General features: G+C 71.8%; 15 protein-coding genes. 12 read left to right on the top strand and 3 right to left on the bottom strand.

Translation table 11 applies throughout. The features are described 5' to 3' along the window. The first annotated feature begins 58 nt into the window (after positions 1-58). From kdpF to Ari01nite_RS25920, 6 genes are read left to right on the top strand one after another with little or no spacing between them, the layout of a single operon-like run. Positions 59-148, top strand: coding sequence for a K(+)-transporting ATPase subunit F (kdpF, locus tag Ari01nite_RS25945; RefSeq protein WP_203784762.1), 90 nt, complete (start codon positions 59-61; stop codon positions 146-148). Then, complete coding sequence (gene kdpA / locus Ari01nite_RS25940; RefSeq protein WP_203784761.1) at positions 148-1,806, top strand: potassium-transporting ATPase subunit KdpA; 1,659 nt, start codon at positions 148-150, stop codon at positions 1,804-1,806. The genes kdpF and kdpA overlap by 1 nt, the downstream gene beginning before the upstream one ends. After that, complete coding sequence (kdpB, locus tag Ari01nite_RS25935; protein WP_203784760.1) at positions 1,803-3,830, top strand: potassium-transporting ATPase subunit KdpB; 2,028 nt, start codon at positions 1,803-1,805, stop codon at positions 3,828-3,830. Before kdpA ends, kdpB begins: the two co-directional genes overlap by 4 nt. A gap of 2 nt (positions 3,831-3,832) precedes the next feature. Next, positions 3,833-4,645, top strand: a complete 813-nt coding sequence (locus Ari01nite_RS25930) for a potassium-transporting ATPase subunit C (protein ID WP_203784759.1) — start codon at positions 3,833-3,835, stop codon at positions 4,643-4,645. A gap of 14 nt (positions 4,646-4,659) precedes the next feature. Continuing rightward, positions 4,660-7,149 (top strand): DUF4118 domain-containing protein, encoded by a 2,490-nt coding sequence (locus tag Ari01nite_RS25925; protein ID WP_203784758.1) that lies wholly within the window; start codon positions 4,660-4,662, stop codon positions 7,147-7,149. Beyond that, positions 7,146-7,817 carry a response regulator gene (locus Ari01nite_RS25920; protein ID WP_203784757.1) on the top strand — a complete coding sequence of 224 codons (672 nt, stop codon included), beginning with the start codon at positions 7,146-7,148 and terminating at the stop codon, positions 7,815-7,817. Before Ari01nite_RS25925 ends, Ari01nite_RS25920 begins: the two co-directional genes overlap by 4 nt. A 7-nt stretch (positions 7,818-7,824) precedes the next feature. Here the strand turns inward: Ari01nite_RS25920 and Ari01nite_RS25915 are convergent, their stop codons facing one another. Together Ari01nite_RS25915 and Ari01nite_RS25910 are read right to left on the bottom strand one after the other, a co-directional pair. Beyond that, entirely contained in the window at positions 7,825-8,394 is a 570-nt protein-coding gene (locus tag Ari01nite_RS25915) for a hypothetical protein (protein WP_203784756.1), read from the bottom strand. 38 nt (positions 8,395-8,432) lie between these two features. Beyond that, positions 8,433-9,002 (bottom strand): hypothetical protein, encoded by a 570-nt coding sequence (locus Ari01nite_RS25910; RefSeq protein WP_203784755.1) that lies wholly within the window; start codon positions 9,000-9,002, stop codon positions 8,433-8,435. A gap of 426 nt (positions 9,003-9,428) precedes the next feature. Here Ari01nite_RS25910 and Ari01nite_RS25905 point away from each other — a divergent pair, with 426 nt between their 5' ends. The 6 genes from Ari01nite_RS25905 to Ari01nite_RS25885 all read left to right on the top strand — a co-directional run bounded on the left by Ari01nite_RS25905 (position 9,429) and on the right by Ari01nite_RS25885 (position 15,310). Further along, positions 9,429-11,009 (top strand): acyl-CoA synthetase, encoded by a 1,581-nt coding sequence (locus tag Ari01nite_RS25905; RefSeq protein WP_203784754.1) that lies wholly within the window; start codon positions 9,429-9,431, stop codon positions 11,007-11,009. Between the two features lie 61 nt (positions 11,010-11,070). Next, complete coding sequence (locus Ari01nite_RS25900) at positions 11,071-11,913, top strand: TrmH family RNA methyltransferase (protein WP_203784753.1); 843 nt, start codon at positions 11,071-11,073, stop codon at positions 11,911-11,913. 134 nt (positions 11,914-12,047) lie between these two features. Then, positions 12,048-12,242 (top strand): type II toxin-antitoxin system HicB family antitoxin, encoded by a 195-nt coding sequence (locus Ari01nite_RS50040; RefSeq protein WP_239163023.1) that lies wholly within the window; start codon positions 12,048-12,050, stop codon positions 12,240-12,242. Positions 12,243-12,330: 88 nt separating this feature from the next. Further along, positions 12,331-12,834, top strand: coding sequence for a type II toxin-antitoxin system HicA family toxin (locus tag Ari01nite_RS50035; protein ID WP_239163022.1), 504 nt, complete (start codon positions 12,331-12,333; stop codon positions 12,832-12,834). Beyond that, entirely contained in the window at positions 12,831-14,477 is a 1,647-nt protein-coding gene (locus tag Ari01nite_RS25890) for a serine/threonine-protein kinase (protein WP_203784752.1), read from the top strand. The genes Ari01nite_RS50035 and Ari01nite_RS25890 overlap by 4 nt, the downstream gene beginning before the upstream one ends. A gap of 53 nt (positions 14,478-14,530) precedes the next feature. Beyond that, positions 14,531-15,310, top strand: coding sequence for a hypothetical protein (locus Ari01nite_RS25885; RefSeq protein ID WP_239163021.1), 780 nt, complete (start codon positions 14,531-14,533; stop codon positions 15,308-15,310). A 189-nt stretch (positions 15,311-15,499) separates the two neighbouring features. Here Ari01nite_RS25885 and Ari01nite_RS25880 read toward each other — a convergent pair whose 3' ends face one another. Next, the gene (locus Ari01nite_RS25880) at positions 15,500-16,150 is read right to left on the bottom strand and encodes a helix-turn-helix transcriptional regulator (RefSeq protein ID WP_203784751.1); all 651 of its coding nucleotides are present in this window, start codon (positions 16,148-16,150) and stop codon (positions 15,500-15,502) included. Between the last annotated feature and the right edge of the window lie 42 nt (positions 16,151-16,192).

The raw sequence follows: 16,192 nt of genomic DNA, 5'->3' as shown, positions 1-16,192 counted from the left end.
TGGTCACGGTGGTGCTGTTCGCAGCGTTGACCGTGCTGATCCGGGCGGTCGAACGCTGGTGAGCGCCGTCAACGCCATCGGCCTGATCCTGGCTGTCGTGCTGACCGGCCTGCTGGTCGCGGCCCTGCTGTTCCCGGAGCGGTTCTGATGAGCCCCACCGCAGCCGGTGTCCTCATGCTGGCCCTCCTGGCCGCCGCCCTGATCGCCGCCTACCGGCCGTTCGGCGACTACCTGTTCCGCGTGGTCTCGGGCACCTCGCCGTCCCGCGTCGAGCGGGGCCTGTACCGGATCGTCGGCGTCGACCCGGCCGCCGAGCAGTCCTGGGGCGTGTACGCGCGCAGCGTCCTGGCCTTCTCAGCGGTCGCCGTCCTCTTCCTCTATCTCTTTCTGCGCGTTCAGGACCGGCTGTGGCTGTCGCTGGGCCGGCCGGCGGTGCCGGACCACGTCGCGTGGAACACCGCGGTCAGCTTCGTGACCAACACCAACTGGCAGGCGTACGCCGGCGAATCGACGATGGGTCATCTGGTGCAGATGGCCGGCCTCGCGGTGCAGAACTTCGTATCCGCCTCGGTCGGTATCGCGGTCGCCGTGGCGCTGGTGCGCGGGTTGGCCTCGGCGCGGGGCGGTCAGCTCGGCAACTTCTGGGTCGACCTGATCCGGATCACGCTGCGGGTGCTGCTGCCGATCGCCGTGCTGGGCACGGTGGTGTTCGTCGCGGCCGGCATGGTGCAGAACCTGTCCGGCGGCACCGACGTCACGACGCTGACCGGCGCGACCCAGCACCTCACCGGCGGACCGGTGGCCTCCCAGGAGGTGATCAAGGAGCTGGGCACGAACGGAGGCGGCTTCTACAACGCCAACTCGGCGCATCCGTTCGAGAACCCGGCGGGCTGGACCAATCTGCTCCAGCTGTTCCTGATCCTGCTGATCCCGGTCAGCCTGCCGCGGGTGTTCGGCCGGATGGCCGGGCAGAACCGGCAGGGATACGCGATCGTCGCGGTCATGGCGATCCTCGCGATGGCGAGCATCGCGCTGACGAACGCGTTCGAACTGGCCGGTGACGGCACGGTGCCGCAGGCGGCCGGTGCGGCGATGGAGGGCAAGGAGACCCGGTTCGGCGTCTCGCAGTCGGCGTCCTTCGCCGCGATCACCACGCTGACGTCGACCGGGGCGGTCAACTCGTTCCACGACTCGTACACCGCCGCGGGCGGGATGATGCCGCTGGTCAACATGATGTTGGGCGAGGTCGCACCGGGCGGCGCCGGCGCCGGGCTCTACGGCCTGCTGATCCTGGCGGTGCTCACCGTGTTCGTCGCCGGGCTCATGGTCGGCCGGACCCCGGAATACCTGGGCAAGAAGATCGGCGCCCGCCAGATGCAGCTCGCGTCGCTGTACCTGCTGGTCACGCCCACCATCGTGCTGACCGGCACGGCGGCGGCGTTCGCCACCGGCAACAACGCGACCGCGCTCAACACCGGGCCGCACGGCCTTTCCGAGGTGCTGTACGCGTTCACCTCGGCGGGCAACAACAACGGCTCGGCGTTCGCCGGCCTCACGGTGGACACGCCGTGGTGGGACACCGCGCTGGGCCTGGCGATGCTGCTCGGCCGGTTCCTGCCGATCGTGCTCGTGCTGGCCCTGGCCGGTTCGCTGGCGCGGCAGCAGCCCACGCCCGCGACGGACGGCACCCTGCCGACCCACCAGCCGCTGTTCGTCGGCATGCTCGCCGGGGTCACCGTCGTGCTGGTCGCCCTCACCTTCCTGCCCGCCCTCGCCCTCGGCCCGCTCGCGGAGGCCCTGTCGTGACCGGGCTGCTCGATCCGCGGCAGCTGTGGCGGTCGCTGCCGGACGCCGCGCGCAAGCTCGACCCGCGCACGTTGTGGCGCAACCCGGTGATGCTGATCGTCGAGGTGGGCGCCGCGTTCACCACGGTCCTGGCCGCCACCGACCCGAGCACCCTGGCCTGGATCGTCACGGTCTGGCTGTGGCTCACCGTGCTGTTCGCCAACCTCGCCGAGGCCGTCGCCGAGGGCCGCGGCAAGGCACAGGCCGCCGCGCTGCGGGAGACCCGGTCGGACACCGTAGCCCGGCGCCCGACCGGCGAGGTCGTCCCGGCCGCCGACCTGCGGCCAGGCGACACCGTGGTGGTCGAGGCCGGCGACGTCATACCCGGCGACGGCGACGTCATCGAGGGCATCGCCAGCGTCGACGAGTCCGCGATCACCGGCGAGTCCGCCCCGGTGATCCGCGAGTCCGGCGGCGACCGGTCCGCCGTCACGGGCGGCACCCGGGTGCTCTCCGACCGGATCGTCGTACGGATCACGCAGCGGCCCGGCGAGAGCTTCATCGACCGGATGATCGCTCTGGTCGAGGGCGCCGACCGGCAGCGAACCCCGAACGAGATCGCTCTGCACATCCTGCTCGCCGCGCTCACGGTCATCTTCCTGCTGTCGGTGGTGACCCTCCAGCCGCTGGCCGTCTACTCGATGGCGTACCAGGCGGCCGCCCCGGACACCGCCGCGATCAACGACGACGGCGTCACCGGCATCGTGCTGGTCTCGCTTTTGGTCTGCCTGATCCCGACCACCATCGGGGCGCTGCTGTCCGCGATCGGCATCGCCGGCATGGACCGGCTCGTGCAGCGCAACGTGCTCGCCATGTCCGGCCGGGCCGTCGAGGCGGCCGGCGACGTGGACACCCTGCTGCTCGACAAGACCGGCACGATCACCCTGGGCAACCGGCAGGCCGCCGAGTTCGTGCCGGTGGACGGGGTCACCGCCGCCGTCCTGGCCGACGCGGCGCAGCTGTCCAGCCTGGCCGACGAGACCCCGGAGGGCCGGTCCGTCGTGGTGCTCGCCAAGACCGCGTTCGGGCTCCGCGATCGCGAGCCGGGCCAGATGGCGCGGGCCACGTTCGTGCCGTTCACCGCACAGTCCCGGATGAGCGGGGTCGACCTCGGCGACCGGCAGATCCGCAAGGGGGCCGCGGCCGCCGTCCTGCGCTGGGCGAAATCGTCGTCGGCCGAGGTCGCCGAAATCGTGGACGGGATCAGCGCCGCCGGCGGCACCCCGCTGGTGGTCGCGGAGAACGACCGGGTGCTCGGCGTCATCCACCTCAAGGACGTGGTCAAGTCCGGCATGCGGGCCCGCTTCGACGAGATGCGCCGGATGGGCATCCGCACCGTGATGGTCACCGGCGACAACCCCCGCACCGCGAAGGCCATCGCCGACGAGGCCGGCGTCGACGATTTCCTGGCCGAGGCCACGCCGGAGGACAAACTCGCCTACCTCAAACGGGAACAGCGGGGCGGCCGGCTGGTCGCGATGACCGGCGACGGCACCAACGACGCACCGGCGCTGGCCCAGGCCGACGTCGGGGTGGCCATGAACACCGGCACGTCGGCCGCCAAGGAGGCCGGCAACATGGTCGACCTCGACTCCGACCCGACCAAGCTCATCGAGATCGTCGAGATCGGCAAGCAACTGCTGATCACCCGGGGCGCGCTGACGACGTTCTCGATCAGCAACGACATCGCCAAGTACTTCGCGATCATCCCGGCCATGTTCGCCGGCGTGTATCCCGGCCTCGACGCCCTCAACGTCATGCGGCTGCACTCGCCCGGCTCGGCGATCCTGTCCGCGGTGATCTTCAACGCCCTGGTCATCGTCGCGCTGATCCCGCTGGCGCTGCGCGGCGTGCGGTACCGGCCGGCCGGCGCGAGCGCCCTGCTGCGCCGCAACCTGGCGATCTACGGGCTCGGCGGCGTCGTCGCGCCGTTCCTCGGCATCAAGCTCATCGACCTGCTCGTCCAGTTCATCCCGGGAATGTGACCATGCGACTACCCCCCTGGCTCGCCCGGCACCTCGCGGCGCTGCGCCTCCTGCTGGCCCTCACCGTCGTCCTCGGTCTCGCGTACCCCCTCGCCATGGTGGGGGTGGCCCGGGCGATGCCCGGCCGCGCCGACGGCTCGCTCATCGCGAACGCGTCCGGCCAGGTCGCCGGCAGCCGGCTCATCGGGCAGGCGTTCACCGATGCCCAGGGCAACCCGGTACAGCGGTACTTCCAGAGCCGGCCCGGCACGGCCCCCAGCAACCTCGGCCCGGAAAGCGTCGTCGACACGGACACGCCCTCGCTGCTCACTCAGGTCTGCGTCCGCAGCCTGGCCGTCGGCGAGCTGGAGGGCGTCGACGGCCGGCGCCCGTACTGCACCGCCGGTGGGGTCGGCGCGGTCCTCGCGGTGTTCCGGCGGGACGGCTTCACCGGCCCGGTCACCCGCGCCGTGTCGGTCAACGAGACCGGCACGCCGTTCCTGGCGACCTACGAAGGCGTGCCGGTGGAACCGGCCCGGACCGGCACCGACTACGTCGCCCTGGGCGGCGTCATCACCCCGATCCGCGGCGACGCACCGGCGAACCCCGCCGTGCCGGCCGACGCCGTCACCGCGTCCGGCAGCGGACTCGACCCGCACATCAGCCCGGCGTACGCCGCCCTGCAGGTGCCGCGGGTCGCCCGGGAACGCGGCCTGACCGAGGCGGACGTGCGCACACTGGTGAGCGAGCACACCGACGGCCGGGCGCTGGGCTTCCTCGGCGAACCCGGCGTCAACGTCCTCGAACTCAACCTCGCGCTCGACGCACGCCAGTAGTAGGGAGGACCCGGATGGCAGACGGGCAGTTGCGCATCTACCTCGGTGCCGCCCCGGGCGTCGGCAAGACGTACACCATGCTCGAGGAGGCCCACCGGCGCGCCGAACGCGGCACCGACATCGTCATCGGGTTCGTCGAGACGCACGGCCGGCAACACACCGCCGCCATGCTCGGCGAGCTCGAGGTGATACCGCGGCGCGCCGTCGCGTACCGCGGCACGCATTTCACCGAGATGGACGTCGACGCCGTCCTCGCCCGCCACCCGGAGGTGGCGATCGTCGACGAGCTGGCACACACCAACGTCCCGGGCAGCCGCAACGCGAAGCGCTGGCAGGACGTCCGGGAGTTGCTCGACGCCGGCATCACGGTGCTCACCACCGTCAACGTCCAGCACCTGGAGTCGCTCAACGACGTGGTCGCCCGGATCACCGGCGTCGAGCAACGCGAAACCGTGCCGGACGCCGTCGTCCGCGCCGCCGAGCAGGTCGAGCTGGTCGACATGACGCCGGAGGCGCTGCGCCGCCGGATGGCGCACGGCAACATCTACCGGCCCGAGAAGGTCGACGCCGCCCTCGGCAACTACTTCCGCACCGGCAACCTCACCGCGCTGCGCGAACTGGCCCTGCTCTGGCTCGCCGGCCAGGTCGACGACCAGCTCGACCGGTACCGCGCCGACCACGACATCGAGGACACCTGGGAGACCCGGGAACGGGTGGTGGTAGCGCTCACCGGCGGGCGCGAGGGCGACACGCTGATCCGCCGGGCCGCCCGGATCGCCGCCCGCACCAAGGGCGCCGACCTGCTCGCGGTGCACGTCGCCCGCAACGACGGCCTGGCCGGCGCCGACCCGGCCGCCCTCGCCCGGCAGCGGGTGCTGGTGGAGAGCCTCGGCGGCACGTACCACCAGGTCGCCGGCGCCGAGGTGGCCACCGCGCTGCTCGACTTCGCGCGCGGCGTCAACGCCACCCAGATCGTGCTCGGGGCCAGCAGCCGCGGACGGTTCGCCCAGCTGTTCGCCGCCGGCGTCGGCGTCACCGTCACCGCCCGCTCCGGCAGCATCGACGTCCACCTGGTCAGCCACGAGCGCGCCGGGCGCGGCCGCCGGGACCGCCGCCTGCCGCCGGCCCTGTCCCGGGGCCGGCGGGCGGCCGGGTTCGGCGCCGCGCTGGCCGGGCTGCCCGCCCTGACCGCGGTGCTGCTGGCCGTACCCTCGCTCGCCCTCGCCAACGACATCCTGATCTTCCTGGTCGCGGTGATCGCGGTCGCGCTGATCGGCGGCCTCTGGCCGGCGCTGCTCGCCGCGATTGGCGGTTCGCTGCTACTGAACTGGTACTTCACCCCGCCCACCGGCGGCCTCACGGTCGCCGCCCGGGACAACCTGATCGCCCTCGCCGTCTACGTCGTGGTCGCCGTGGCCGTCAGCTGGGTCGTCGACACCGCCGCCCGGCGCACCCGGCAGGCCGCCGAGGCCGGAGCCGACGCGCAGACCCTCGCCGCCGTGGCCGGCAGCGTCCTGCGCGGCGACCGGCCCCTGCCCGCGCTGCTGGAACGCCTCCGCGAGACGTTCGGCCTCGACGCCGTCACCCTGCTGGAACGGGGCACCGTCGTCGCCACGGTCGGCGGCACCCCCTGCACCGCCACCGCGGACGCCGACGCGGAGGTTCGCGTGGACGACGACCTCACCCTGCTGATCCGCGGCCGCCCGCTCGCGGCCGGCGACCGCCGGATCGTCGAGGCGTTCGCCGCCCAGGCCGCCGTCGCGCTGCGCCAGGAGCACCTGACCGCCGAGGCCGCCGCCGCGAAGCCGCTCGCCGAGGCGGACCGGATGCGCACCGCCCTGCTCGCCGCGGTCAGCCACGACCTGCGCACGCCGCTCGCCTCCGCCAAGGCCGCCGTCGCCGGCCTGCGCGCCGGGGACGTCACCTTCGACGAACAGGACCGCGCCGAACTGCTCGCCACCGCCGACGAGTCCCTCGACCGGCTCGACCGTCTGGTGGCCAACCTGCTCGACATGAGCCGCCTGCAGGCCGGCGTCGTCGGCGTCAACGCGGTCGACGTGGGCGCCGAGGAGGTCATCCCGCGCGCCCTGGACGACCTCGGACCGGTCGGCCGCACGGTCACCGTGCACGCGCCGGACGACCTGCCGCCGGTCCACGCCGACCCGGGTCTGCTCGAACGCGTCCTCGGCAACCTGATCGCCAACGCGCTGCGCTACAGCCCGCCCGGCCGGCCGCCCGCGGTCACCGCCAGCGCCCACGGCGACACCATCGAGGTTCGCGTCATCGATCACGGCCCCGGCATCGCGCCGGACCGGTGGGACGATGTCTTCATGCCGTTCCAGCGCCTCGGCGACCGCGACAACCACACCGGCGTCGGCCTCGGCCTCGCCCTGTCCCGCGGCCTCACCGAAGCCATGGGCGGCACGCTCACTCCCGACGAGACACCCGGCGGCGGCCTCACCATGGTCGTCGCGCTGCCCACCCGGCCGGGCCCGGCAGCATGACCCGCGTCCTGGTGGTCGACGACGACCCGCAGATCCTCCGCGCCCTGCGCATCAACCTGCGCGCCCGCGACTACGAGGTGCACACCGCCGCCGACGGCGCCACCGCGCTCAGAGCCGCCGCCGAGCACGCGCCCGACCTGGTCGTCCTCGACCTGGGCCTGCCCGACGTGGACGGCGTCGACGTCATCCGCGGCCTGCGCGGCTGGACCACAATGCCGATCGTCGTGCTCTCCGGCCGGGCCGACAGCCACGACAAGGTGGACGCCCTGGACGCCGGCGCCGACGACTACGTCACCAAGCCGTTCGGCATCGACGAACTGCTGGCCCGCATCCGCGCCGTGACCCGCCGCGCCCGCCCCACCGACGAGACGCCACCGGTCGTAGCGGTCGGCCCCTACACGATCGACCTGGCCGACCGCACCATCACCGGCGGTGACATCAGGCTGACCCCCACCGAGTGGGAGCTGCTGGACCACCTGCTCCGCCACCCCGGCAAACTGATCAGCCAGCGCGCCCTGCTCCACGACGTGTGGGGCCCGCAGTACTCCACCGAAACCAACTACCTACGCCAGTACATGGCCCGGCTACGCCGCAAACTCGAACCCGACCCGGCCCATCCCCGGCACTTCATCACCGAGCCCGGGATGGGTTACCGCTTCCACCCCTGACGTCTCGTCAGGTGGTGGTGATGGTCAGGTCGTCGATGATCACCGTGCCCAGGTAGGCGGAGATCTCGACGGTGAAGGTGCCGGCCGGGCGGGCCGGGTGGAAATTGTGCACTTCCCAGAGGGCCGTGCCGCGGACCACGCGGACCTCGCGGACGGCTCGGCCCATGTTCGAGATGATGCGGCCGGTGCGGCCACCCTGGCGGACCCGGAACTGCACCTGGACGGATTCGTCGTTTTCGTTCTGGTAGGCGAAGCGGCGGACCCAGACCTGCACCTGGACCGAGGAGGGTGTCGTGTCGGGGGTGATCGTGCGGAAGATCGAGGCCTGCGCCGGGGCGTCCGGGTAGGAGGTCAGCATCGCTACGTTCGTACCGCTGCGGGGTTGAATGTCGGGGTTGTTGCCCAGGAACACGCTGGTGATGGTCGGCACCGTGAAGGTGGTCCACCGGGCGGACGGGGTGCCTTCGAAGCCTTCGGTGATCGGCAACGGCTCGGCCTCGGCCGGGGAGGCGATGGTCAGGCTGCCGGCCGCGGTGAGGACGAGGGCGGCGGTGACGGCGTGCAGACGACGGATCACGGTAGGTCCATCCTTTCGGTCATTCAGCCTTCGGGCGTTCAGCGCGGATCGAGCAGGCATCGCACGGACAGGTCGTCGACGTAGGCCAGCCCGCCGGTGACCGAGATCTCCACGGTCATGACCGGGTTCCGGTAGGCGAAGGTGGCGAAGGCGGCGCGCCCGTACTCGAAATTCGCGAGGTCGTACGTGTTGCCGCCGAGGACGACCGTGCCGAACGCGCCGCCGTCCTTGATGAAGATGCGGACCAGGGGCTGTTTGTCCGTTCCCGGCATGCCGCGCAACGTGGGAGCCCGCTTCAGGTACGCCTCGCCGTAACACGTCACCGGGCCGCCGATCGGCCGGTCCACGGTGATCGTGCGGTAGGCCCGCGCGGGCACGTCGAACGGCGCCCAGAGCTGGGCGGCGTGGGTTCCGGTCCGGGCCTGGGTGTGATCGCCGAGCCAGACCAGGCTGTCGCCGGGCGTGTCGCGGGTCGTCCACTGCTCGTACGGGTTGCCCTCGAAACCCTCGTAGACGGCCGTGTCCGCCCGGGCCGGGACGGCGAAGAAGACGCCCAGGGTCAATGCCGCCGCGGCGACTATCGCGGTTTTACGGAGGCGTCCGGACATGGCAGTCAGATTCCTTCCACTCATGAGAAGCCGATGCAACGGAAGATCAGGTCGTCGGTCAGCGGGCACGGCACGGCGTACGCCGGACCGGTGGTGCGCCGGACCGCCCGAGCGGATACGCAGCGTCACCCGCGGGTTCCCGGTCCGCATCTCCGTCCACGACCCGACCGGCTTGATCCGCGGGGAAGGTGGGCCGCCACAGCCACGCCGAGGCGTAACACCACACCGCGCCGCCCGGCGGGGTTCGCCCAGTTCGTCGATGTCGAGACATGCCACGTAGCGTCGCGATGCCGTTCATCGGTCCTGCACCGGAACTGCACCGGCGCGCGATGACGCCCGCTCCTTGCCGTAACCGGGTTCATTCATTACGGTCACGCCAACCTCTCGGGATCACCGTCCGCCGCCCCTCGAACAAGGGCTCCGAAGATGATCGAAAATCTGCAGGCCGTCCTCCGGATGCACCAGATCGGCATCGTCAATCTGCTGCGCCCGCGCCGGCTGCTGCGCGCGGCCGTCAACAACGGCCGGCTCGGCCCGCAGGCCGCCCTGATCATGAAAGGGGCCGCCGAGCACCCGGACGCCCCGGCGGTGACCGACGAACTCGGCACCCTGACCTACCGCGAGCTCGACGAACAGTCCAACGCCCTGGCGCACGCCCTCAAGGAGCTCGGCCTGCCGGACCGCTCGGTGGTCGGTGTGCTGGCCCGCGATCACCGCGGCCTGCTGCTGGCGATCAGCGGCACCGCCCGGGCCACGCTGCGCCTGGCGCTGATGAACACCGGCCTGGCGAAGCAACAGCTGGCCGAGCTGGTCACCCGGGAGAAGGTCCGGGTGGTGCTGTACGACAGCGAGTTCGCCGACCTGGTCGACGGCCTGCCCGCCGACCTCCCGCGCTATCTCACCTGGGGTTCCGCCCCCGGCACCCACCTCGACGAGCTGATCGCGGCGCACCCGGTGACCCCGTTGCCGCTGCCCGACCGGCCGGGCGGCTTCATCATCCTGACCAGCGGCACCACCGGACTGCCCAAGGGCGCGCCGCGCACCAAGGTGTCGCCGCTCGCGAGTGCCCTGATCGCCGACCGGATCCCGTTCCCGCGGCAGGGCGCGGCGGTCTTCGCGTCCCCGCTGTTCCACAGCACCGGCTTCGGCGCCTGGACCGTCGGGCTGTCGCTGGCCAACCACGCCGTGCTGCTGCGCCGCTTCGACCCGGAGAGCATCCTGCGCGCGATCGCCGAGCATCGGGCACAGATGCTGGTCGCGGTGCCGACCATGCTCACCCGGATCCTCGCGTTAGGACCAGAGATCATTGAGCGGTACGACACATCGTCGTTGAAAACCGTCTTCGTGGCCGGCTCCGCCCTGGCGCCCGAGCTGACGAACCGTTTCCACGACACGTTCGGCGACGTCATCTACAACGTGTACGGCTCGACCGAGGTCGCCGTCGCGTCGGTGGCCCAGCCGGCCGAGTCACGCCGCGCGCCCGGGACGGTCGGCAAGCCACCGGTGACCGTGCACGTGGCGCTCTTCGACGCGAACGACCGCCGGATCACCGAGCCCGGGGTGACCGGCCGGGTGTTCGTGCGTACCGGAATCCCTTTCGAGGGTTACACCGACGGCCAGCACAAACAGGTCGTCGACGGCTACATGGCGACCGGCGACCAGGGCCACTTCGACGCCGAGGGCCTGCTCTTCATCGACGGCCGCGACGACGACATGGTCATCTCCGGCGGCGAGAACGTCTACCCGGTCGAGGTGGAAAACCTGCTGGCCGAACGCGAGGACGTGCTCGAGGTCGCGGTGATCGGCGTCGACGACCCGGAGTTCGGCAAACGACTGCGCGCCTTCATCGTGCCCACCGACGGCTCCGCCCGGGATCCACAAGCAATCAAGGACCACGTACGGTCGAGCCTGGCCCGCTACAAGGTGCCGCGCGACGTGGTGTTCCTGGACGCGCTCCCCCGCAACGCCACCGGCAAGGTGGTCCGCCGCGAGCTGCCCGTGGACTGACCCGCGACACCAGGCCGGTAACCTGGGGACGCTCGGACCAGCAGCGACCGGGAGGACCGGGTTGGCGCCCACGCGGCAGATCACGTCGAGGAATGCCCGTTTCCAGCAGTGGCAGGCCCTGCTGACAAACCGCAACAAGCGCCAGCGTTCCCGCGAGTTCCTGGTGCAGGGCGTCCGGCCGATCAACGTGGCCGTCGAGCAGGGCTGGCCGATCCGCACCCTGATCTTCGACCAGGAGCATCAGCTTTCGACGTGGGCGCACGACCTGCTCCGCACGACGCGCGCCGAGCAGGTGGGCATGTCCGCCGAGCTACTCGCCGAACTGGGTGAGAAGAACGAGGAGGCGCCCGAGGTGATCGCCGTGCTGGAGATCCCGGACGACGACCTCGGCCGCATCAGGGTCCCGGACGACTTCCTCGGCGTGCTGTTCGACCGCCCGGCCAGCCCCGGCAACATCGGCACCATCATCCGTTCCGCCGACGCTTTCGGAGCCCACGGCGTAGTCGTGACCGGCCACGCCGCCGACGTCTACGACAGCAAGTCGGTCCGGGCGAGCACCGGCTCCCTTTTCGCGCTACCCACCGTCCGGGTGCCCTCGGCCCAGGACGTGACATCCTGGCTCGACCACCATCGGTCCGCCGGCACCCCGGTGCAGCTGGTCGGCACCGACGAACACGGCGACGTGGACATCTTCGACTGCGACCTCACCGTGCCGACGCTGCTCCTCATCGGCAACGAGACCAAGGGCCTGAGCGCGGCGTGGCGCGACCTGGCCGACCGCATGGTGCGGATCCCGATGGTCGGCAGCGCGAGCTCCCTGAACGCCGCGAATGCGGCAACGGCGGTGCTCTACGAGGCCGCCCGCCAGCGCATCACCCGGCAGCGACAGTCGCCCCTCCGGTGAACCCCTTGATCCTCCCTAGTCTCACGACTATAGTCGCGTGATCGAAGGCGTGGCGGGAGGCAAGCCGCGCTCGGTACAGACCTGGGGAGCGTTCATTGTCGCGCTATGGTGCCTTCATAGCCGAGTTTCGCACCGTGACCGTGCCGGTAGTCGTCGAGCGCGACGAGGACGGCATCTGGTGCGCTCACGCCCAGCTGCGTCCCGGAGTGGGTGCACATGGCGAGGGTGACACCGAGGAAGCCGCACTGGAAGATCTCCGCAATGCGCTCATCGGCCTGATCGAGGAGTTCGGCGTTCCTCGGGAGCTTTCGGTCACCGTGGCTGCCTGATGCCTCCGCTTCCCTCCGTCCCCCGGCTCCCGGATCGTTCGCGCGCTGGATACGCGCGCTGGAGCGACATGGCTTCAAGATCGCGAGAGTGAGCGGCAGCCACCACATCATGCGCCACCCGGACGGACGCGGAACCACTGTCCCGATGCACGGCAGCCGCGACATCCGGTCGGCGCACGCCCACGGGTCGTCCGACGTGTCGATGAACGCCGGCCTCGCCAGGCCGGCAACGGCGCGGTGGAACGCCGCCCCCGCCCGGATGACATCGGACACGCGCTTCTCGTCCGCGGCACCCGGGACCCACTGCAGCGCTTCCCACCCGTCGACGACCCACTGTCCCGACCGGGCTCTGACCGGGCGCGGCGTCCGGAACTCACGAGCGTGCGCCAGGCGGTCGAGCACGTCCGCTCGCCAGTCCGCCTCCGGCCCGCCGGCGGTCGGGCGGTCACGCCCGCATCGTATCCGGGTGGGGTCGCCCGTCCGGTTGGCGAAAGCAGCCGTTGCGCGGATCCCCGGTAGCCTCTCGGCGACCAGAATGATCGGCGCGGCGGAGGCAGACATCCGCCCCTTGACGGTGGAGTGCCTCGCATGAGCGGCTGGCAGCTGTCCGGCTACACCCCCGTTCGTCAGCTCGGCGCCGGCGCTTCGGGCAGCGTCGTGCTCGCCACCCACGACGCGACCGGCACCCCGGTCGCGATCAAGTATCTGGTGCGCAGCCTCGGGGACGACGCCTCGTTCCGGGCCGCCTTCCGCAACGAGGCGCGGCTCCTCGGGGAGATCGACGACCCGCACATCTCCCGGCTGTACGAATACGTCGAGTCCGCCGACGGCGCGGCGATCGTCATGGAGCTGGTCAACGGCGTGTCGCTGCGGCAGATGCTGCGCGAGCACGGCCCGACCACCCCCGAGTCGGCGCTCTGCGTGCTGAAGGGTTCCCTGGCCGGGCTCGGGGCGGCACACGCACGCGGCGTCGTGCACCGCGACTACAAGCCGGAGAACGTGCTCGTCACGGGTGAAGGGCGGAGCAAGCTCGCCGACTTCGGCATCGCCACGTCGGTCGGCGACGGCGCCGACACCGTCGTCACCGGCACGCCCCGGTACATGGCCCCCGAGCAGTGGATGGGCGTCCCGGCGACCCCCGCCTGCGACATCTACGCCGCCACCGCCACCTTCTTCGAGTGCCTCACCGGCAAGCCGCCGTACGACGGACCGAACCTGTTCGTCCTGCACGAGCAGCACGCCAACGCGCCCATCCCGACCGATCCGGCCCCGGCCGTGGTGCACGACCTGCTCCGGCACGGCTTGGCCAAGCAGCCCGCCGACCGGCCGCAGCACGCCCTCGCCTTCCTCGACGTTCTCGAGCGGGTGGCCGGCACCGCGTACGGCTCAGATTGGGAGGAGCGTGGTCTCCGCGAGCTGGCCCTCCGCGCCGCCCTGCTCGCCGCGCTGTGGCCGTTCCCCGAAGGCGCCGGCGGCGCCATCAGCCTCGCCTCGACGACGGTCGGCAGTTCCACCGCGAGTGGCTGGCGGCGCGGTCGCAAAAGGACGGCGCTGGCCAGCAGCGCCCTCGCCGCGGCGCTGCTGCTGGGCGGCGTGGGATACCGCTACGCCGCCGCCGACAACACGGCCGTCGCGGGCGGCCAGGCCAACCCGGCCGCCGCCCTTCCCGCGGTCGCCGGCCCGTCCAGCGTGACTCCCCTTCCGTCGCCGGCTTCGGTAACGCCGCCGGCCTCGGCGACCCCGGTCCCGACCGCGACGACCGGACCACCGCCGGCCGGCCCGGGCACCACGCCCAGCCGGTCCGCGTCCGCCTCGCCGACGCCGTCGACCACCACGCCCACCCCGACCCCGTCGACCAGCACCTCACCGACACCGCGTCCCGACACCACCGCACCCACGGTCGGCACCGCCTCGGCGAGCCCGTCGACAATGGAGTCGGAAAACTGCCAATACGGCAACCGTACGAGCACCATCACGGCCACGGTCACCGACGACCGGAGCGGGCCGGCCGAGCTGAAGGTCAGCTTCACCTACACGCTGGGCGGCACCTCCTCGACCGTCGCGATGAAGTCGAGCGGCCGGGGCGTCTTCCAGGGCACGCTGGGCCCGCTGCCGATGCCGAAGTCGGCCACCCGCATCCCGATCTCCGTCACCGCCGCCGACGCCGCCGGCAACTCGGGCAAATCCCCGTCGACGACGTTCGTGACCCTGTACAACACCTGCACCCCCGGTTAGGAGGACGCCGTGCTTGCTACGCAGAGGCCCGTGTCGACCCGGGGACGGCGGGCGTGACCCGCCGGGAGGACCCCAACGGCGACCGGGCGATGCCGCCGCCCGCCGACCCGTGGGCAACCATCGACCGCCCCGCCCCCACCGTGTACCTGGGCGACCCGGGCCGGACCGTCAACCTCGGCGCGTCGAATCAGACCGTCAACCTCGGCGCGCCGGATCAGACCGTCCATCTCGGCCCTTCCCACCGGACCGTCCGCCTGCCCCGGCCCGATCCGACCGCACAGGTCCCGCCGACTGCCCCGACCGTGCACGAGAGCGCGTCGGCGCCGACCGTGCGCGCCCACGAAGAGTTGCGTTTCGGACCGGGCGTACCGCCAACTCCGGTAACCGCCCCCGCCTGGCCCTCCACCACCGCGCCCAGGCGCCCGCTGTTGCGTCGACTGGTGTCGGCGCTCTCCGGCCTGCTGACCCTCGCGCTGGTCGTGGTGCTCGGGCTCTACCTGTGGCAGCGGCTCAGCCCGCTCGAAGTGGAGAGCGCCGCGGTGGCGGTACCCACGCCGGCCGGAAACAAATGCGACGTCACCGTCGACGTGGTCGCCACCGTACGCACCAACGGCCGGAGCGGCGAGATCCGCTACCAGTGGCTCCGCTCCGGCACCCCACCGGGCGCCGTACTCACCGAGCAGGTCGGCAGCGGCCAGCGAACCGCCGCCCTCACTCTGAAATGGACGTTCAGCGGTGTAGGCACAACCACCGAGACCGCCACCGTCAACATCATCGAACCGTCCCCGCTCCAGGCCGGCACCGAGGTCGTCTACAGCTGCCAACCAGGCTGACCGGGCGCCCGGGGCGGTGTTCGGCACGCGTCGATAGGCGGCGGCTTGGTGACGGCCCGTTATCTGGTCGGCCGGGAGTCGGTGGTGGCGTCGTAGAAGCCGTCCTCCTCGGCGTCCTCTGTCATTTCGTCGAGGGCGTTGCGGCGTTCGGTTCGGGTGCGTTCCGCGTAGTGTCCACCACCCGGCGGATCAGCGGCCGATGCGTACGCAGCAGGTGCGCGGCCGGGGCGCCAGGTGAGCCTCGACCCGCGTCTCCCCCAGCCCGTCCAGGATGCCGGCGACGAATGCGTGGTTGAGCCCGCACACCAGCTCGGTCCGGCGAACGGCGAGCACGTGGAACGGGCAGTTGTGCAGCACGATGGTCCCGTCCGGGTCACGCTCCGGCTCGAAGCCGAGCCGGGCCAGCGCACCGGCCAGGTCGCGGCCGGTCTCGGGCAGCCGGGCGCCGATCTCCCGGCCCCGCTGGTGCGCCAGCCGTGACGCCTCACGGCCGGCGTCGGCCGGCGAGGTGGCGACGGCGTCGGCGAGGATCTCCGCGATCAGCTCGTAGCGCCGCTCGGGGATGGCCACCGCCACGCCGGTACTGGCCGGCTCGTACACCTTGGGCATCCGGCCCCGGCCCCGCGGCCGGTGGGGCGGCATCTCGTGCCGGGCCCGCAGCAGTCCGGCCTCGACGAGCTTGTCGAGGTGGAAGGCGGCCAGCCCGCGCGAGATGCCGGTCGCGTTTCCGGCCTCGTCCCGGCCGACCGGGTGCCCCGCGTGCCGGACGTACTCGTAGAGCGCCCGGCGCGACGAGTCGGTCAACGCCGCCACCGCGGTCCAGCGGTCCGGCGAATCCATCAAAACATCACCAACATCCACTGTTTAAATCGGGTTTTCTCT

Origin of the sequence: Paractinoplanes rishiriensis, from assembly GCF_016862375.1 — a bacterium.
In the GTDB taxonomy this organism is placed as follows: Bacteria; Actinomycetota; Actinomycetes; order Mycobacteriales; family Micromonosporaceae; genus Actinoplanes; species Actinoplanes rishiriensis.
This window is presented reverse-complemented; position numbering and strand designations above follow the sequence as displayed.